This window comes from Pseudomonas sp. 20-5 (genome assembly GCF_056782835.1).
The window spans coordinates 3,695,721-3,712,982 of sequence record NZ_CM165584.1 but is presented as its reverse complement, the minus strand read 5'-3'; the positions used below and the strand labels follow the sequence as shown (position 1 = coordinate 3,712,982).

Annotated in this window: 19 protein-coding genes; 16 read left to right on the top strand and 3 right to left on the bottom strand. The window is 67.3% G+C overall.

The window, feature by feature from the left end; translation table 11 throughout:
- From pscD to pscL, 9 genes are read left to right on the top strand one after another with little or no spacing between them, the layout of a single operon-like run.
- Positions 1-1,299, top strand: coding sequence for a SctD family type III secretion system inner membrane ring subunit PscD (pscD, locus tag AC1RB9_RS16975; RefSeq protein ID WP_003450017.1), 1,299 nt, complete (start codon positions 1-3; stop codon positions 1,297-1,299).
- Complete coding sequence (pscE, locus tag AC1RB9_RS16970) at positions 1,262-1,465, top strand: YscE family type III secretion system co-chaperone PscE (RefSeq protein WP_003100751.1); 204 nt, start codon at positions 1,262-1,264, stop codon at positions 1,463-1,465. The genes pscD and pscE overlap by 38 nt, the downstream gene beginning before the upstream one ends.
- A 2-nt stretch (positions 1,466-1,467) precedes the next feature.
- Positions 1,468-1,725 carry a type III secretion system needle filament protein PscF gene (gene pscF, locus AC1RB9_RS16965; RefSeq protein WP_003087729.1) on the top strand — a complete coding sequence of 86 codons (258 nt, stop codon included), beginning with the start codon at positions 1,468-1,470 and terminating at the stop codon, positions 1,723-1,725.
- A gap of 2 nt (positions 1,726-1,727) precedes the next feature.
- Positions 1,728-2,075 carry a YscG family type III secretion system chaperone PscG gene (pscG, locus tag AC1RB9_RS16960; protein ID WP_003100735.1) on the top strand — a complete coding sequence of 116 codons (348 nt, stop codon included), beginning with the start codon at positions 1,728-1,730 and terminating at the stop codon, positions 2,073-2,075.
- Positions 2,072-2,503, top strand: a complete 432-nt coding sequence (gene pscH, locus AC1RB9_RS16955) for a YopR family T3SS polymerization control protein PscH (RefSeq protein WP_003122856.1) — start codon at positions 2,072-2,074, stop codon at positions 2,501-2,503. Before pscG ends, pscH begins: the two co-directional genes overlap by 4 nt.
- Positions 2,503-2,841 carry a SctI family type III secretion system inner rod subunit PscI gene (gene pscI / locus AC1RB9_RS16950; protein WP_031688872.1) on the top strand — a complete coding sequence of 113 codons (339 nt, stop codon included), beginning with the start codon at positions 2,503-2,505 and terminating at the stop codon, positions 2,839-2,841. The genes pscH and pscI overlap by 1 nt, the downstream gene beginning before the upstream one ends.
- Entirely contained in the window at positions 2,838-3,584 is a 747-nt protein-coding gene (gene pscJ, locus AC1RB9_RS16945) for a SctJ family type III secretion inner membrane ring lipoprotein Psc (protein WP_003120329.1), read from the top strand. Before pscI ends, pscJ begins: the two co-directional genes overlap by 4 nt.
- An 8-nt stretch (positions 3,585-3,592) precedes the next feature.
- Entirely contained in the window at positions 3,593-4,213 is a 621-nt protein-coding gene (pscK, locus tag AC1RB9_RS16940) for a SctK family type III secretion system sorting platform protein PscK (RefSeq protein WP_003450027.1), read from the top strand.
- Positions 4,192-4,836, top strand: a complete 645-nt coding sequence (gene pscL, locus AC1RB9_RS16935) for a SctL family type III secretion system stator protein PscL (RefSeq protein ID WP_003120328.1) — start codon at positions 4,192-4,194, stop codon at positions 4,834-4,836. Before pscK ends, pscL begins: the two co-directional genes overlap by 22 nt.
- 102 nt (positions 4,837-4,938) lie before the next feature.
- On the opposite strand, the gene bglX is transcribed toward pscL, so the two are convergent.
- Together bglX and AC1RB9_RS16925 are read right to left on the bottom strand one after the other, a co-directional pair.
- On the bottom strand, positions 4,939-7,233 hold the full coding sequence (bglX, locus tag AC1RB9_RS16930; protein ID WP_003113557.1) for a beta-glucosidase BglX: 2,295 nt from the start codon (positions 7,231-7,233) through the stop codon (positions 4,939-4,941).
- Between the two features lie 170 nt (positions 7,234-7,403).
- Entirely contained in the window at positions 7,404-9,461 is a 2,058-nt protein-coding gene (locus AC1RB9_RS16925) for a putative bifunctional diguanylate cyclase/phosphodiesterase (RefSeq protein ID WP_003087737.1), read from the bottom strand.
- Positions 9,462-9,813: 352 nt separating this feature from the next.
- On the opposite strand from AC1RB9_RS16925, the gene AC1RB9_RS16920 reads away from it, so the two are divergent.
- The 6 genes from AC1RB9_RS16920 to AC1RB9_RS16895 all read left to right on the top strand — a co-directional run bounded on the left by AC1RB9_RS16920 (position 9,814) and on the right by AC1RB9_RS16895 (position 15,279).
- Positions 9,814-10,155 (top strand): ribonuclease E inhibitor RraB, encoded by a 342-nt coding sequence (locus AC1RB9_RS16920; RefSeq protein WP_003087738.1) that lies wholly within the window; start codon positions 9,814-9,816, stop codon positions 10,153-10,155.
- A gap of 97 nt (positions 10,156-10,252) precedes the next feature.
- Positions 10,253-10,951 (top strand): type 1 glutamine amidotransferase, encoded by a 699-nt coding sequence (locus AC1RB9_RS16915; protein ID WP_003450028.1) that lies wholly within the window; start codon positions 10,253-10,255, stop codon positions 10,949-10,951.
- 349 nt (positions 10,952-11,300) lie between these two features.
- Positions 11,301-12,713, top strand: coding sequence for a circularly permuted type 2 ATP-grasp protein (locus AC1RB9_RS16910; RefSeq protein WP_003450029.1), 1,413 nt, complete (start codon positions 11,301-11,303; stop codon positions 12,711-12,713).
- Between the two features lie 2 nt (positions 12,714-12,715).
- Complete coding sequence (locus AC1RB9_RS16905) at positions 12,716-13,669, top strand: alpha-E domain-containing protein (protein ID WP_003087742.1); 954 nt, start codon at positions 12,716-12,718, stop codon at positions 13,667-13,669.
- On the top strand, positions 13,666-14,466 hold the full coding sequence (locus AC1RB9_RS16900) for a transglutaminase family protein (protein ID WP_003087743.1): 801 nt from the start codon (positions 13,666-13,668) through the stop codon (positions 14,464-14,466). The genes AC1RB9_RS16905 and AC1RB9_RS16900 overlap by 4 nt, the downstream gene beginning before the upstream one ends.
- Positions 14,467-14,547: 81 nt before the next feature.
- Entirely contained in the window at positions 14,548-15,279 is a 732-nt protein-coding gene (locus AC1RB9_RS16895) for a proteasome-type protease (RefSeq protein ID WP_003113561.1), read from the top strand.
- A 7-nt stretch (positions 15,280-15,286) separates the two neighbouring features.
- Here AC1RB9_RS16895 and AC1RB9_RS16890 read toward each other — a convergent pair whose 3' ends face one another.
- A complete protein-coding gene (locus AC1RB9_RS16890) occupies positions 15,287-16,108 on the bottom strand; it encodes a cytochrome c (protein WP_003450030.1) in 822 nt (273 codons plus the stop codon).
- A gap of 112 nt (positions 16,109-16,220) precedes the next feature.
- Here AC1RB9_RS16890 and AC1RB9_RS16885 point away from each other — a divergent pair, with 112 nt between their 5' ends.
- A complete protein-coding gene (locus tag AC1RB9_RS16885; RefSeq protein WP_003087746.1) occupies positions 16,221-17,108 on the top strand; it encodes an AEC family transporter in 888 nt (295 codons plus the stop codon).
- Positions 17,109-17,262: the final 154 nt, after the last annotated feature.

The window sequence follows — 17,262 nt, the reverse complement described above, 5'->3', positions numbered from 1 at the left end:
ATGGCCTGGAAGATCCGCTTCTACAGCGGGCTGAACCAGGGCGCCGAAGTCTCGCTCGGAGAGGGCCGGGTGGCGCTTGGCAGCGATCCGTTGCAGGCCGACCTGGTGTTGCTCGACGAGGGCATCGCGGCAGTCCACCTGGTGCTCGAGGTCTATGCCCAGGGCGTGCGCCTGCTGGAGTGGGCGGAGGGCTGCGAGCCTCGCCAGGACGGCCAGGCGCAAGTCGCCGGAGCGATCCTGCAGGCGCTTGCCGGGCAGACCTGTGGCCCGCTGCGCTGGGCATTCTGCGACCCGCAGCGGAGTTTTCCCGAGCGTTTCCCCGAAGCCGAGGCGCAGACCGCGCCAGTGCGCCGCAAGTCGTCCGCCCGTGCCGGCGGGGCCTGGCTGCTCGGCGTCAGCCTGGCGCTGGCGCTGTGCCTGCTGGGCATGCTCGTCGAACCCTGGTCGGCCCGCCAGCACGGCATGGCCGGCGAGGAGCCCCTGGCGAAGGTGCGCGCCTACCTGCGCGAGCAGGGCATGAGCGAGGTGGATGTGCAGCGCCAGGGCGACAGTCTCCTGCTCGGCGGCTACCTGGAGGACAACGCCCGGCGCCTGGCGCTGCAGCGCTACCTCGATGGCAGCGGCGTGGACTACCGACTGGAAGCACGGAGCATGGAAGACATTCGCCAGGGCGTGGATTTCATCCTGCAGAAATTCGGCTATCGGCAGATCCTCAGCAGCAACGCGGACAAGCCTGGCTGGGTCCGGCTCAACGGCGAACTGGCGGAACAGGACGAACGCTGGGCGCGGATCGACGCATTGCTGGAGTCCGAGGTGCCGGGCCTGCTCGGGGTGGAAAACCAGGTCCGGGTGGCCGGCTCGCACCTGCGCCGCCTCGAGCGCCTGCTGGCGGACGCCGGCCTCGACCGGCAACTGAGTTTCCGCGAGCGCGGCGAGCGCATCGAGTTGAGCGGTACGCTCGACGAGGTCCAGCTCAGCGCCTTCTACCGCCTGCAGCGCGAGTTCCAGCAGGAGTTCGGCAACCGCCCGAGCCTGGAGCTGCTCAGTCGCGGCAAGCGCGCCAGCGGCGACGAACTGGAGTTCACGGTGCGCTCGGTGTCGCTGGGGCGGGTGCCCTATGTAGTGCTCGGCGACGGCCAGAAATACCCGGTGGGCGCCTCGACATCCCGCGGTGTGCGAATCCTCGCCATCGAGCCGGAGTCGATCCTGGTGGCCCGCGGCAAGCAGCGTTTCATCATCAATCTCAAAGGGGAGGTGCTCCATGATGACAGCCTTGGAAACGCGACTGTCGGTCGCTGACGGCACGCATGCCGCAGCGCTCCGGCAGCGTCTGCAGGCGGCGCTGGCGGAGTGTCGCCGGGAACTGGCCAGAGGCGCCGGCCCGGAGCGCTTCCAGTTCCTGCAACAGCAGGCCCGGGCCCTCGAAGGCGGTCTCGGCATTCTTTCGCAGCTCACAGAGGACTAAGCATGGCGCAGATATTCAACCCCAACCCGGGGAATACCCTCGATACCGTGGCCAATGCCCTGAAGGAGCAGGCCAACGCAGCGAACAAGGACGTCAACGACGCGATCAAGGCCTTGCAGGGGACCGACAATGCCGACAACCCGGCGCTGCTGGCCGAGCTGCAACACAAGATCAACAAGTGGTCGGTCATCTACAACATCAACTCGACGGTGACCCGTGCGCTGCGCGACCTGATGCAAGGCATCCTGCAGAAGATCTGAACATGGACACTTCACTGATACGCGAATTGGCGGAACTGGCGCTGGCCGGCAGCGGGCAGCACTGCCACGAAGAGGCGCTGTGCATCGCCGAGTGGCTGGAGCGCCTCGGACAGGACGAAGCGGCGCGGCTGATCCGGATTTCCAGCCTGGCCAACCAGGGGCGCTATCAGGAAGCCCTGGCCTTCGCCCATGGCAATCCCTGGCCGGCGCTGGAGCCCTGGTTCGCCTTGTGCGAGTGGCACCTGGGGCTGGGCGCCGCGCTGGACCGCAGGCTGGCCGGGCTGGGCGGCAGCAGCGATCCTGCCCTGGCCGACTTCGCCGCCGGCATGCGCGCCCAGGTGCGGACATGAGCCGCATCGACACGCCGCCGGGATTCGCCGTCTATCCGTCGGCCAGTCCAAAGGCGGCGAACCTGCCGGCTGTCGATCAGGTGCTGGCTTTCGAGCAGGCCCTCGGCGGCGAGCCGCCGGCGGCCGGACGCCGCCTGGCCGGGTTGGAGAACGGCGCTCTCAGCGAGCGCCTGCTGCAGCGCTTTGCCCAGCCGCTGCAAGGGTTGGAGGCGGACCGCCTGGAGCTGAAGGCGATGCTCCGTGCGGAACTGCCGCTGGGGCGCCAGCAGCAAACCTTTCTCCTCCAGTTGCTCGGTGCAGTCGAGCATGCGCCGGGCGGCGAATACCTGGCGCAACTGGCGCGTCGCGAATTGCAGGTGCTGATCCCGCTCAACGGCATGCTCGACAACCTCGTGCGCAACAGCCACAAACTCGACCTGGAGTCATGATGGATATCTCTCGGATGGGCGCCCAGGCGCAGATCACCAGTCTCGAAGAACTCTCCGGCGGCCCGGCCGGCGCGGCCCACGTCGCCGAGTTCGAACGGGCGATGGGCGGTGCCGGCAGCCTGGGCGGCGACCTGCTCAGCGAACTGGGGCAGATCAGGGAGCGTTTCAGCCAGGCCAAGCAGGAGTTGCAGGTGAAGCTGTCGACGCCCGGCGACGATCCCAACAGCCTGATGCAGATGCAGTGGTCGCTGATGCGCATCACCATGCAGGAAGAGCTGATCGCCAAGACCGTCGGGCGCATGAGCCAGAACGTCGAAACCCTAATGAAGACCCAATGAGGCGAACGGTGAAAGGTCTGTCGCGCATGGCGCTCCTGGCGCTGGTCCTGGCGTTGGGCGGGTGCAAGGTCGAACTCTATACCGGGATCAGCCAGAAGGAAGGCAACGAGATGCTGGCGCTGTTGCGTTCGGAGGGCGTTTCCGCGGACAAGCAGGCGGACAAGGATGGCACCGTGCGCCTGCTGGTGGAGGAATCGGATATCGCCGAGGCGGTGGAGGTGCTCAAGCGCAAGGGCTATCCGCGGGAGAACTTCTCCACGCTGAAGGATGTGTTTCCCAAGGACGGGCTGATTTCCTCGCCCATCGAAGAGCGCGCGCGGCTCAACTACGCCAAGGCCCAGGAGATTTCCCATACCCTTTCCGAGATCGATGGCGTGCTGGTGGCGCGGGTCCATGTGGTGCTGCCAGAGGAGCGCGACGGACTGGGCAGGAAGTCCTCGCCGGCATCGGCCTCGGTGTTCATCAAGCACGCCGCCGACGTGCAACTGGATGCCTACGTGCCGCAGATCAAGCAACTGGTGAACAACGGCATCGAAGGACTCAGCTACGACCGCATCAGCGTGGTCCTGGTGCCGTCGGCCGGGGTCCGCCAGGTCCCGCTGGCGCCACGCTTCGAGAGTGTCTTCTCGATCCAGGTGGCGGAGCACTCGCGCGGACGCCTGCTCGGTCTGTTCGGCCTGCTGCTGGCGTTGCTGCTGGCGAGCAACCTGGCGCAGTTCTTCTGGCACCGGCAACGGGGCTGAGCGGCGCGATGACATTGACGGCCTACCAGTTGCGCTTCTGCCCGGCCCGCTACATCCACGAGTCGCACCTGCCCGCGGTATTGCTGCGGTTGCTGCCGGCGCTGCCGGACTGGCGGCGACAGAGCGTTCTCAACGCCTGGCTGCTGGAGCAACTGGAATTGGACTGCGCGTTCCGCATGCCCGCGCAACTGGGCGGGCTGGCCCTTTACCCGCAGGCGGCGCTGGAACGGACCCTGGGCTGGCTCGGCGCGTTGCTGCACGGCCAGGCCTTGCGGCAGGTGCTGGACGGTGCGCGGGTACGGCGCATCCGCGCGCAGATCGGCGAACAGGGCCAGCGTTTCTGCCTGGAGCAGCTCGACCTGCTCATCGGTCGCTGGCCACCCGGCTGGCAGCGGGCCTTGCCGGAAAACCCGGAAGAAGGCTATTTCCGGCGCTGCGGCCTGGCTTTCTGGCTGGCCGCCTGTAGCGATGCCGACTGCGGTTTCTCGCGGCGCCTGCGCCTGCGCCTGGAGGCCATGCCGGCCCCGGCGGACTGGACCTTCGACGAACAACGGCGATCCCTGGCGCGGACCCTGTGCCTGAAGGTCGCCCGACAAGCGAGCGATGAATGCTTCCATTTGTTGAACTAGACGCCAGTCGCGTACGGCTGGCCCCCGGGCAGGCCCTGTTGCGCGCCCGCGACTACCAGGACTACCTCAGCGCCAACCGCCTGGTGGAAGCGGCCCGCGAGCGTGCCGCCGAAATCGAGCGCGAGGCCCACGAGGTTTACCAGGAGCAGAAGCGCCTGGGCTGGGAGGCCGGACTGGAGGAGGCGCGTCTGCGCCAGGCCGGGCTGATCCAGGAAACGCTACTGCGCTGCAATCGCTACTACCGGCAGGTCGATCGCCAGCTTGGCGAGGTGGTGCTGCAGGCGGTGCGCAAGGTGTTGCGCCACTACGACGCTGTCGAGCTGACCCTGGCGGCCACGCGCGAGGCACTGGCATTGGTGAGCAACCAGAAGCAGGTGATCCTGCACGTCCAGCCGGAACAACTGGCCGCGGTGCGCGAGCAGGTCGCCCGGGTGCTCAAGGATTTCCCCGAGGTGGGCTACCTGGAAGTGGTCGGCGATGCCCGGCTGGACCAGGGCGGTTGCATCCTGGAAACCGAGATCGGGATCATCGACGCTTCGCTCGACAGCCAGTTGGCGGCGTTGCAGGCCGCATTGACGGAGAGCGTGGCGCGGAGCGGCGAGGAGGAAGGGGACGCCGGTTGAGGGAACCAGGCGACGCCCCCGGCCCGGGCGTTGGCTCCGGGCCGAGGGCGGAGACGCTGCCGTTCGCCCGCGGCGGCGACGCTGGCGGTGCGGTCGGCGCCTTCAGAGCAGGGTGAAGCTGCGGCTTTCGGTTTGCGCCGAATCCAGGCCGACGAAGACCTTGAACTCGCCCGGCTCGGCCGTGTGCCTGAGCTGGCTGTCGTAGAACTTCAGGTCTGCCTCGCCGAGGCGGAAGACGATCTCCCGCGATTCGCCGGGCTCCAGCATCACCTTGCGGAACCCGCGCAGTTCCTTCACCGGACGGCTGAGGCTGGCGACCGGGTCCTGCAGATAAAGCTGGACCACCGTGGCGCCGGCGCGCTTGCCGCTGTTGCTGAGCGTGACCCGCGCTTCCAGGGTAGCGCCGCGGGCCAGCCGTTCGCTGGACAGGCGCAGGGGCGAGAGACTGAACTCGGTGTAGCTGAGGCCGTAGCCGAACGGGTAGAGCGGGCCGTTGGCTTCGTCGAAATAGCGCGAGGTGTATTTGCCGGGGTTGTCGTGGTCCATCGGCCGGCCGGTGTTCAGGTGGTTGTAGTAGACCGGAACCTGGCCCACCGAGCGCGGGAAGGACATGGTCAGCTTGCCGCTGGGGTTGTGCTCGCCGAACAGCACGTCGGCGATGGCGTTGCCGCCTTCGGTGCCACTGAACCAGGTTTCCAGGATCGCGTCGGCGTTTTCCTGCTCCCAGCCCAGCGACAGCGGTCGGCCGTTCATCAGCACCAGCACCAGCGGCTTGCCGGTGGCCTTCAGTGCCTTCAGCAGCCGCCGCTGGCTGGCCGGGATGCGCAGGTCGGTGCGACTGGAGGCCTCGTGGGCCATGCCCTGCGATTCGCCGACCACGGCGACCACCAGGTCGGCGTCGCGCGCGGTACGCAAGGCCTCCTCGAGCATCGCCTCGGCGGAGCGCGGATCGACCTCGACTTCCGGGTTGTAGCTGTTCAGGTAGTCGAGGATCGCCTGGTCGCCACTGACGTTGGCACCCTTGGCGTAGAGCAGGGTGGCACGCTCGCCGACGGCATTGGCCAGGCCCTGGTAGACGGTTACCGCCTGGCGTGGCACGCCGGCTGCCGACCAACTGCCGATGACGTCGCGCTGGCTCTTGGCCAGGGGGCCGATCACGGCGATCCGCCCCTGTTTCTTCAGCGGCAGCAGACCGTCGCGGTTCTTCAGCAGGACCAGTCCTTCGCGAGCCACCTCGCGGGCGGCCTGGCGGTGCAGGCGGCTCTCGGCGTTGGTGTCGAACGGCGGGTCGTCCGGCTTGCCCAGGCGCCGGTAGGGATCGGCGAACAGGCCGAGGTCGTACTTCGCCGCCAGCACGTCGCGGCAGGCGCGATCGATGTCGGCCTGGTCGATCTCGCCGGCCGCCAGCAGCTTCGGTAGCCAGGTCGAGTAGAGATCGTCGTTCATGTTCATGTCGACACCGGCCTGGATCGCCAGGCGCGTGGCGTCCCGCTCGTTGCCGGCGAGGCCGTGCTTGATCAGTTCCTTCACCGCGCCATGGTCGCTGATGGTCAGCCCCTTGAAGCCCCACTGCTGGCGCAACAGGTCGGTCAGCAGCCAGCGGTTGGCGGTGGCGGGCACGCCGTTGATGGTGTTCAGCGAGACCATCACCGCGCCGGCGCCGGCGTCCACCGCGGCCTTGTAGGGCGGCAGGTAGTCCTGGAACATGCGCGGCAGGCTCATGTCCACGGTGTTGTAGTCGCGGCCGCCTTCGGCCGCGCCGTACAGGGCGAAGTGCTTGACCGCCGCCATGATGCTGTCCGGGGCGGCCAGGTTGGAGCCCTGGTAGGCACGGACCATCACGCCGGACAGCAGCGAGGTCAGGTAGGTATCTTCGCCGAAGCCTTCCGAGACCCGCCCCCAGCGCGCGTCGCGGGTGATGTCGACCATCGGCGAGAAGCTCATGTCGAGCCCGTCGGCGCTGGCTTCGAGGGCGGAGATCCGCGCGCTGCGGGCGACCACCTCGGGGTCCCAGCTGGCGGCGAGGCCGAGGCTGATGGGGAAGATGGTGCGGTGGCCGTGGGCCACATCGTAGGCATGGAACAGCGGGATCTTCAGGCGGCTATGGCGGACCTGATCCTGCATGGCGCGAATGTCCGGGCGGGTCACGGTATTGAAGATGGCGCCGACCTTGCCGGCGCGGATGTCCGCCATCAGCGCTTCCTTGGGATGGTCGGCGCCGACGCTGACCAGGCGTAGCTGGCCGATCTTTTCCGCGTTGCTCATGCGAGCCATCAGGCTGGCGATGAAACGCTCCTTGTCGGTAGCCGGTGGATTGCCGGATTCGCCCTGGCCAGCCGCCAGTGCCGGGCTCCCGCTCAGCCCGATGAGAAGCCCCAGTACACACAGCCTGTTCATGCATGTTTTCTCGTTATTGGATAGACGCTCGTCGTGGCGGCGTGACATGTCGCGGCATGCCGCCCGGCGGGCGCGACATAAGGTGTTCGCAGCGCGGGCGGAAGTCAACGAGACGGCGATGGGCGAATCTGCCGGTTCTGACAGGTCCCGTGGCACGCCGCTGGCGGCGCTCAGGCGACGCTGGCGAGCAACTGCTCGGCCGGCATCGGCCTGCCGAGCAGGAAGCCTTGCAGCGAATTGCAGCCGAGGCGGGTCAGGAACTCCTGCTGGGCCTCGGTTTCCACGCCCTCGGCGACGATCTTCAGGTTCAGCGTGCGGCCGAGGGCGACGATCGCCGAGACGATCGCGGCGTCGTCGCTGTCGTGGGCCAGCTCGTTGATGAAGCCACGGTCGATCTTCAGTTCGCTCGCCGGCAGGCGCTTGAGATAGAGCAGGCTGGAGTAGCCGGTGCCGAAGTCGTCGATGGAGATGCCGACGCCCATCGCCGACAACTGCTCGAGGATCACCAGGCTGGCATCGGCATCGCGCATGGCGGTCGATTCGGTCACCTCGAGGATCAGGTGGCTGGGCTCCAGGCTGTGGCGCAGGAGTGCGTTGCGCACCGAGTCGACCAGGCCGGCATGGGCGAACTGCAGGGCCGAAAGGTTCACCGCGATGTTCCACTCCGCATGCCCGCCGTCCAGCCAGAGGCGCATCTGCCGGCAGGCTTCGTCGAGCACCCACTCGCCGATCTGCACGATCAGGCCGGTTTTTTCCGCCAGCGGCAGGAACTGGTCGGGGGGGATCAGTCCGTGTTGCGGATGCTCCCAGCGCAGCAGCGCTTCCACGCCGACCATCGGTCCGTTCGGCGCCAGTACCTTGGGTTGGTAGTGCAAGACCAACTGCCGGCGCTCCAGGGCCTGGCGCAGGTCATGGAGCAGTTGCAACTGTTCCTGGGCGTTGGCGTTCATCGAACTCTCGAAGAAGCAGTAGCCGTTCCGTCCCTGGTCCTTGGCGTGATACATCGCCGCGTCGGCATTGATCATCAGTTCGTGGCGGGTCTGCCCGTCGCCGGGGTAGAGCGCGATGCCGATGCTCGCCGAGATCCGCACCTCGTGGCGGGATATCTGGTACGGCTGGCTGATCCGCTTCACCAGCTTCTCGGCCAGGGTCGCGGCGTCGGCGGGCTCTCGGGCCTCGATCAGCAGGACGAACTCGTCGCCGCCGAGGCGGGCGATGGTGTCCTGGGCGCGGACGTTGGCGCGGATACGCTCGGCGACTTCGATCAGCAACAGGTCGCCGAGGTGATGGCCGTAGGCATCGTTGACCGCCTTGAAGCCGTCCAGGTCCATGAACAGCACGGCGAACCGGCGATCGTCGCGGATCGCCTGCTGGATCGCCTGCTCCAGGCGGTCGTCGAGGAGCATGCGGTTGGGCAGCTTGGTCAGGTTGTCGTGCAGGGCCAACTGGATCAGCTCGCGGTTGGCTCGTGCGAGGGAGGTGGCGAGCACCGAGGTACGTGCCTCGAGGCGCGAGTCCAGCACCGACACGATCAGGGCGATGGCGATCACCGCCAGGGTGATCACGATGACCAGCACCGCCAGCCAGCCGTTGTCGATGCCTCGGCCGGCGGCGCCGCAGAAGCTGCCTAGGGGGAACTGCGCGGCGGCCATCCCGGTGTAGTGCATGCCGACGATGGCGCAGCCCATCACCAGGGCGGCGCCGGCGCGGACCAGGACGATGCGCCGGCTGCCATGGCGCAGGCGGAAGGCGATCCACAGCGCGGCGCCGGAGGCGATCACCGCGATCAGGATGGAGAGGCCGAGCCACAGCGGGTCGTAGACGATCCCCGGCATCATCAGCAGGGCGGCCATCCCGGTGTAGTGCATGGCGGCGATGCCGCTGCCCATCAGCAGGGCGCCCAGCGCCAGGCGTTGCCAGGGGAGTTCCGCCTGGCACACCAGCCAGAGGGCGAAGGCCGAACTGCCGACGGCCAGCAGCAGCGACAGCAGGGTCAGGCCCAGGTCGTAGCCGAGCGGGATCGGCAGGCTGAAGGCGAGCATGCCGACGAAATGCATCGACCAGATGCCGAAGCCCATGGCGAAAGCGCCGCCGATCAGCCAGGAGAGCGCCTCGCGGCCTTTCGCCAGGGTCACCCGGCCGGCCATGTCGAGAGCGGTGTAGGACGCCAGGATGGCCACAATCAGGGAAAAGGCGACAAGAACCTGGTTGTAGCTGCTGATAAGCATGAAAGCGTCCGAACGGGATAGCGGGAGAGAAGTGGTTGATATCAACCTGATATTATTGCACGAGTCGCTTTCGCCAATGCCATCGGGCAGGACCAACGGTCGCCGGCGCAGGCGGAATCTTGCTCAACGGCCGGGCCTTTTGTACAGCGCTTTGTCTGCCGCCGGTCGCCGCCCGCCGGGGCAGGCGGCGGAAAGCTCGGCAGCGCTGGCAGGTTGACGCTACCCTGAAAGAAGCCATGGTCGTCCGATCTTCCTCTGGCTTGATCAAAAAACTCTCATGATCGCCGACGATGGCTTCAGCTGAATGGGGAATCGGTGAACTTTCTGAATGTCTCGACAGGAGGTGCGTCTCATGGAAAAGCCCTTCTCGGATGATGTCAGCGTGAATGTCCTGCGTCGCATGAAAGAAGGCGGCTTCGACTTCGCGCGCATCCATCCCATCGACTTCTTCGCCATCTTTCCCAGTGAGCGGGAGGCTCGCCAGGCAGCGGGCCAGTTTCGCGGCGAATCCCTCAGGGCCCAGGTCGTCGCTCGCGACGATGGCTCCTGGAACCTGCAGGTCAGCAAGGTGATGTATGCCACCCATGCCGCCATCGGTGCCTTCGAACACGACCTGGAGGAAGTCGTGGTGCCGCTGGGCGGCGTGCTGGACGGGTGGGGCGTGACCCAGGAGGTCACTTCGCTGCGTCCGTGACGGCGGCGGGACCCCGGCCGCGATCCCGGGCCGGGGCTCCTGCGTCGGGCTTTCCTTCCTCGAAGGCTTTCCTTCAGACTGGGGAAGGAGGTAAGCCATGAGCGATATTCTGATCCTGACCCATGCCGAGTTCTGTCCGCCAGGCCATCTGGGTGTCGTGCTGGCGGAGCGCGGCCTGGACTTCCGCGTGATCCGCGCCGACCTCGGCGAACTCGCCGGTCTCGACGCCGAACGCCCGCGAGCGGTGGCGATCATGGGTGGGCCGATGAGCGTCAACGACGACCTGCCCTGGTTGCGCGACGAACTGGCGCTGCTGCGTCGCTTCATCGAGCGGCGCATCCCGCTGATCGGCCATTGCCTCGGCGGCCAGTTGCTGGCCCGCGCCCTGGGCGCGACGGTGCGGCACCAGCCCTACACCGAAATGGGCTGGCAGCCCATGCAGCGGGAAAGCCGCGACAGTCCATGGCTGGCCGGGCTGCCGGAGCGCTTCTCGATCTTCCAGTGGCATGGCGATGCCTTCGACCTGCCGCAGGGCGCCGAGCGCCTGCTGTCCAGCCCGTGGTGCGAGAACCAGGGGTTTTCCTGGGGTGGTCACGTACTCGGCCTGCAAGGCCATCCGGAAATGACCGAGGAACTGGTGCGGCGCTGGATCGCCGGCTGGCCGCACCTGCTCGATCCCTCCCAGCCCAGCCAGCAATCCGCCGAGGACATGCTGGCCGGGTTGCCTGCCAGGATTGCCGGGCTGAATCGGGTGGCCGAGGGTTTCTACCGTCATTGGCTGTCGCTGATCGATTGACCTTCCCGGCCGCGGGCGCCCCCCTGGCACTACCGCCGGTCCGCTTTATCGCTCGTTCGAGCGAGACGGCTGTCTGCATGGAAGGGAGGGGATAAGCCGTCTCCCTTCCGGGTCTGTTCTAGACTTATCGGTCCCACAGGTCGCTTCGCGATCGGCAGGTCGATGCCGGTCCGTGGCCGCGGGGCGCGCATGCCGTCGAACGGGGCGCCCTTCCTCTCCCTGTGGGCAGGATGCACCAGACTGGGGCGAACCCGCCGCGCCGACCCTGCGAATCGCCGACGAGCCGTGATCCGCGCGCTGGCACGGGCTTTGCGAGTTCCCCATCGTTCGTGACGACAAGGAGTCCGGCATGGCACGCATGTTTTACGACGAGATGCACGATGCTGGCGGCGAATGCCGCTCGCATTATCGGGAATTCGCTCGCTGGCTGGCCGACACCCCTGAAGAGCAACTGCTGCAACGCCGGCGTGAAGCCGACCTGCTGTTCCACCGCGCCGGCATCACCTTCACCCTGTACGGCGACGAGCAGGGCACCGAGCGCCTGATCCCCTTCGACACCATCCCGCGCAGCATTCCCGCGGCGGAGTGGGCGCACATCGAGGCCGGCTGCATCCAGCGCGTCCAGGCGCTGAACCTGTTCCTCGCCGACCTCTACCACGAACAGCGCATCCTCAAGGCCGGGGTGATTCCTGCCGAGCAGGTCCTGGCCAACGACCAGTACCAACTGGCGATGCAGGGACTGGACCTGCCGGGCAACGTCTACGCGCACATTGCCGGGGTCGACCTGGTCCGCGACGGCAGCGGCAACTACTTCGTGCTGGAGGACAACCTGCGCACGCCCAGCGGTGTTTCCTACATGCTGGAAAACCGCAAGATGATGATGCGCCTGTTCCCCGAGCTGTTCGTCCGCCAGCGCGTGGCGCCGATCGACCACTACCCGGACCTGCTGCTCGACACCCTAAAGCGGGCCAGTGACGTCGAATCGCCGAGCGTGGTGGTATTGACGCCGGGACGTTTCAACAGCGCCTACTTCGAACACGCCTTCCTCGCCCGCGAGATGGGCGTGGAACTGGTCGAAGGCGCCGATCTGTTCGTCCGCGACGAGCGGGTCTACATGCGCACGACGGCCGGACCGCAACCGGTGGACGTGATCTACCGAAGGATCGACGACGCCTTCCTCGACCCGCTGGCGTTCAACCCGGATTCGCTGCTCGGCGTGCCCGGCCTGCTGGCCGCCTACCGGGCCGGCAACCTGGTGCTGGCCAACGCGATCGGTACCGGGGTGGCCGACGACAAGTCGATCTACCCCTACGTGCCGGACATGATCCGCTTCTACCTCGGCGAAGACCCGCTACTGCACAACGTGCCGACCTGGCAATGTCGCAAGCCGAAGGAACTGGCGCACGTCCTGGCGCACCTGCCGGAGCTGGTGGTGAAGGAGACCCAGGGTTCCGGCGGCTACGGCATGCTGGTCGGACCGGCGGCCAGCCGGGAGGAAATCGAGCTGTTCCGCGAGCGCCTGAAGGCTCGCCCGGAGGCCTATATCGCGCAACCGACGCTGTCCCTGTCGACCTGTCCGACCTTCGTCGAGAGCGGCGTCGCGCCGCGCCATATCGACCTGCGGCCGTTCGTCCTGTCGGCGCCGGATCGGGTTCGCCTGGTGCCTGGCGGGCTGACCCGGGTGGCGTTGCGCGAAGGCTCTCTGGTGGTCAACTCGTCCCAGGGCGGCGGCACCAAGGACACCTGGGTGGTGGAGGAATAAGCATGCTCAGCCGGACCGCTTCCGACCTGTACTGGATGTCGCGCTACCTGGAACGCGCGGAGAACCTCGCCCGCATGCTCGACGTCAGCTACTCGCTGTCGCTGTTGCCGCAGGACCGCAACGGCGGCGGCCTGGACGAACTGGCCATGCCGCTGCTGATCACCGGCACCCTCGACGCCTACCTGGAGCGCCACGGCGAACTGGCCGCCGAGCGCCTGCTGAGTTTCTTCGCCCTCGACCCGGACAACCCGGCGAGCATCTACAGCTGCCTGGCCGCAGCGCGCGCCAGTGCCCATGCGGTACGCGGGCGGATCACCCTGGACATGTGGGAGAACATCAACGCCACCTGGCTGGAAATGCGCGGCATCGCCGCCGAGGGCATCCTGCGCTATGGCATCAGTCGTTTCTGCGAATGGGTGAAGGACCGCTCGCACCTGTTCCGCGGCGCGACCTTCGCCACCAGCATGCGCAACGATGCGTTCCGCTTCATCCGTCTCGGAACCTTCATCGAACGCGCCGACAATACCTTGCGCCTGCTCGATGCGCGCTACCAGACCCAGGGCGAAGCGGCGCTCGCCGGGGCGGACGAGGGCACCGCGCGCGGCTACTACCAGTGGAGCGCGCTGCTGCGGGCGCTATCCGCCTTCGAGGGCTACACCGAGCTGTACCGCGCCTCGCCCAACGCGCGCAACATCGCCGAATTGCTGCTGTTGCGCGAGGACGTGCCACGTTCGCTGCTGTCCTGCATCGAGGAACTGAGCGAGATCCTTTCCGGCCTGCCCGGCGTCAACGGCCGGCCGGCGCAGCGCCTGGCCGCCGAGCTGGAGGCGCGGGTGCGCTACACCGGCATCGACGAGGTGCTGGAACAGGGCCTGCATACCTGGATCACCGACTACATCCTGCTGGTTCGCCAGTTGGCCAACGCCATTCACAGCTCCTACCTGGAGGCCGCATGAGACTCTCGATCACCCACGACACCACCTATCGCTACGAAGACCGGGTGCGCGCCAGCATCCAGTACCTGCGCCTGACCCCGCAGGACAGCGAGCGCCAGCACGTGGTCGATTGGCGCCTGGACCTGCCGCGCCCGGCGCGGCCGCTGCGCGATCCGTACGGCAACATCCTGCACGTCCTGACCCTGGACGAACCGCATGAGTCGGTCCTGATCGCCGCCCACGGCCTGGTCGAGATCGACGAGGAGCGCGAGGTGGAGCACGATCGCCAGTCGCCGTTGCCGTTCCTGCGCAGCACCCGCCTGACCGGCGCCGATGCCGAGATGCGCGCCTTCGCCGAACGCGCCATGGGCGGCCGCAAGGACCGCGGCGGCCTGCTCGACCTGATGCATGCGCTGCACGAGCATATCCTCTACCAGCCGGGGGCGACCCGCGTCGACAGCACCGCAATCGAGGCTTTCGGCGCACGCGCCGGGGTCTGCCAGGACCATGCGCATGCCTTCCTCGCCTGCATCCGCAGCCAGGGCGTACCGGGGCGCTACGTCTCCGGCTACCTCTACACCGAGGACGATACGCACCTGGCCAGCCATGCCTGGGCCGAGGCCTGGCTCGGCGACGGCTGGTACAGCTTCGACGTGACCAACCGGCTCGGCCGTCCGGAGCGCCATCTCAAGCTGGCCGTCGGCCTCGACTACCTGGATGCCTGCCCGGTGCGCGGCTTGCGCCGTGGCGGCGGTTGCGAGCAGATGCATGCGAGGGTGCTGGTCAGCGCGCCGCTGCTGCAGGTGCAGCAACAGTGACGATCCATTGCGCGCCTGGCGTTATCGGCGATTGCCTTTACGCTTGAGGGGCGGGGACGGACGGAATAAGGAAGATTCGAGATGACCTACTGTGTCGCGATGCACCTGGCCGATGGGTTGGTGTTCGCCTCCGATTCGCGGACCAACGCCGGGATCGACCATATCGCCACCTTCCGCAAGCTGTTCACCTTCGGCACGCCTGGCGAGCGCCTGCTGGTGGTGCAGACGGCCGGCAACCTGGCGACCTCGCAATCGGTGATCAACCTGTTGCAGCAGCGCATCCGCCGGGACGGCGCCAGCCTGCTCAACGTGCCCTCGGTCTACGACGCCACGGCGCTGGTCGCCGAGACCACCCGCGAGGTGCTGGCCCGCGACAGCGGCAATCTGGCCGGCAATACCGACCTGAGCTGTTCCTTCCTGGTCGGCGGGCAGATCGCCGGCGGACCGCCGGCGCTGTACAGCATCTATCCCCAGGGCAACTTCATCCAGGCCACGCCGGACACGCCTTTCCTGCAACTGGGCGAAAGCAAGTACGGCAAGCCGATCCTCGACCGCAACCTGACTTTCGACACGCCGCTGGAGCAGGCCCTGCGCTGCGCGCTGGTGTCGTTCGACTCGACCATCCGCAGCAACCTCTCGGTGGGCATGCCGCTGGACCTGCTGGTCTACCACCGCGACAGCCTGATCCTGCCGGAGGGCTACCGGGTCACCGAGGACGACGCCTATTTCAGCGCCATCCGCCGCCAGTGGAGCGCCGGCCTGCACGACTTGCTGGAGCGCCTGCCGTCGCCGCCCTCGGCGTACAACATCTGACGCCGCTTCAGCCGGCCGCGCCCGCCTTGTGGCCGGCCATGTGGCGCAGGTAGCCGATCAACTGGCGCAACTCCTGGTCGTCGATCACCCGTTCCGGGAACGCCGGCATCTTCGCCTGCGGCCATTGCCGCAGCGCCTGCGGGTCGCGGATGTAGCGGGCGAGGAATTGCGGCTGGAAGTACTCGGTGGGGTTGTACGGCAGGTTCAGGTCCGGGCCGAACTGGGCGTCGCCGGCACCGTTGAGACGGTGGCAGGCCAGGCAGTTCTTCTGGAACACGGCGAAGCCGGCGCGCACCTCCGCGCTGGCGTCAGCGGCCGGCAGCAGGGCCGGGAAGCGTTCGGCCAGAGGGGACTGGTAGCGGATGCGGACGACCTGGAAGGGCCATTGCTCCGGACCGATGCGTTTTTCCTCGGGTTTGCTCCAGACCAGATAGAACGGCCCGGCGGACGGCTTGCCCGCGCCCAGCGGCGGCCAGGGGCGCTGCGGATCCTCTATCGCCAGCCAGGCTTGCGAGCCCTGTTCGGCGAGCAGCGGGGCGGCCGGCAACTCGGCGGCGAAGCCGTCGCTGGCCACGGCCTGCAAATGGTCTTCGGGATGCACGCCTTTCAACAACGCCGCCAGTGGCACGGCGCGGTAGCGCATGTTCCGGCGGTAGGCGACGTCGGCCGGGATGTCCAGGTCGCGGGCCTGCGGATGCCTGAGCAGTTCTTCGCTGCTCCAGGTCTGCGTGCCCCCCGGCAGTTCCAGGCGGAGCTCGGCGGCCCAGGCGGCAGCCACAGGGAAGAGCAGGGCACCTAGCAACGCCAGGCGCGGGAGAGTGACAGGCATGCGGGTTCCTCGTGCATCCGCCGGTTATGGCATGGAGCGAGAGATTGGCACGGAACGGGGGCCTCGCGGTAGCATGCGGGCCATTGCATAGCTGGCTAACCAAGGGGTTCCCGTGCTCGCCGAGTTGTTCGCCGTGATGGCGCCCGTGCTGTTCGGCGCCGGTGTCGGTTACGTCTGGGTCCGTCTCGGACACGCCTATCCGACCGAGTTCGTTTCGCGCATCGTGTTCAACATCGGTTCGCCATGCCTGATCCTCGCCACCCTGGCGCATACCCGGGTGGACCTGCACAGTTTCGGCCGGATGGCCCTGGCCAGCGCGCTGATCTGCGTCTGCATGGCTGCGCTGGGCTGGGCGGCGGCGCGCCTCGGGCGCCAGGAGTGGCAGGTGCTGGTGCCGGCCTACAGCTTCCCGAATGTCGGCAACATGGGCCTGCCGGTGTGCCTGTATGCGTTCGGCGAGGCGGGGATGACCCTGGCGGTGGCGTTCTACCTGATCATGTCGATCGGCAACTTCAGCCTCGGCGTGTTCTGGATGAGCGGCGAGCGCTCCTGGCGCTCGCTGCTGGGCAATCCGATCCTGCTCAGCGTGCTGCTGGCCTTGTTGTTGATGGGGCTCGACCTGCAACTGCCGCGCTGGATGGCGAATACCGTCGACCTGATGGCCGGGCTGACCATTCCGCTGATGCTGATCACCCTCGGTGTGTCCCTGGCCAGCATCCGTCCGCGGCAACTGGGCAATGGCTTCTTCTATGGCGGCCTGCGTCTTCTGCTGGGGGCGCTGGTGGGCTGGTCGGTGGCGCTGGCGTTGCAATTGCCGCCGCTGGCGCAGGGGGTGCTGGTGGTGCAATCGTCGATGCCGGTGGCGGTGTTCAACTATCTCTACGCCTTGCGCGGCAATCGTTCGCCGGATCAGGTCGCCAGCCTGGTGCTGTGTTCGACCTTGCTGTCGTTCGCCTTCATTCCGCTGCTGCTGACCTGGTGGCTGCCTGCGCTGCGCTGACCGCGAGGCGGTGCGCAGCGTGCAGGCAGCAGGGTGCCCTAGCGGATCAGACTGTTAAGGTTGGGAAGGATCAGGATGACTGTGGTGGCGAAGACGATGAGGCTCGCTTGCCGCCATCTTTTTGGCTGCTCGTTCAACATGGCCTGTCTGCCTT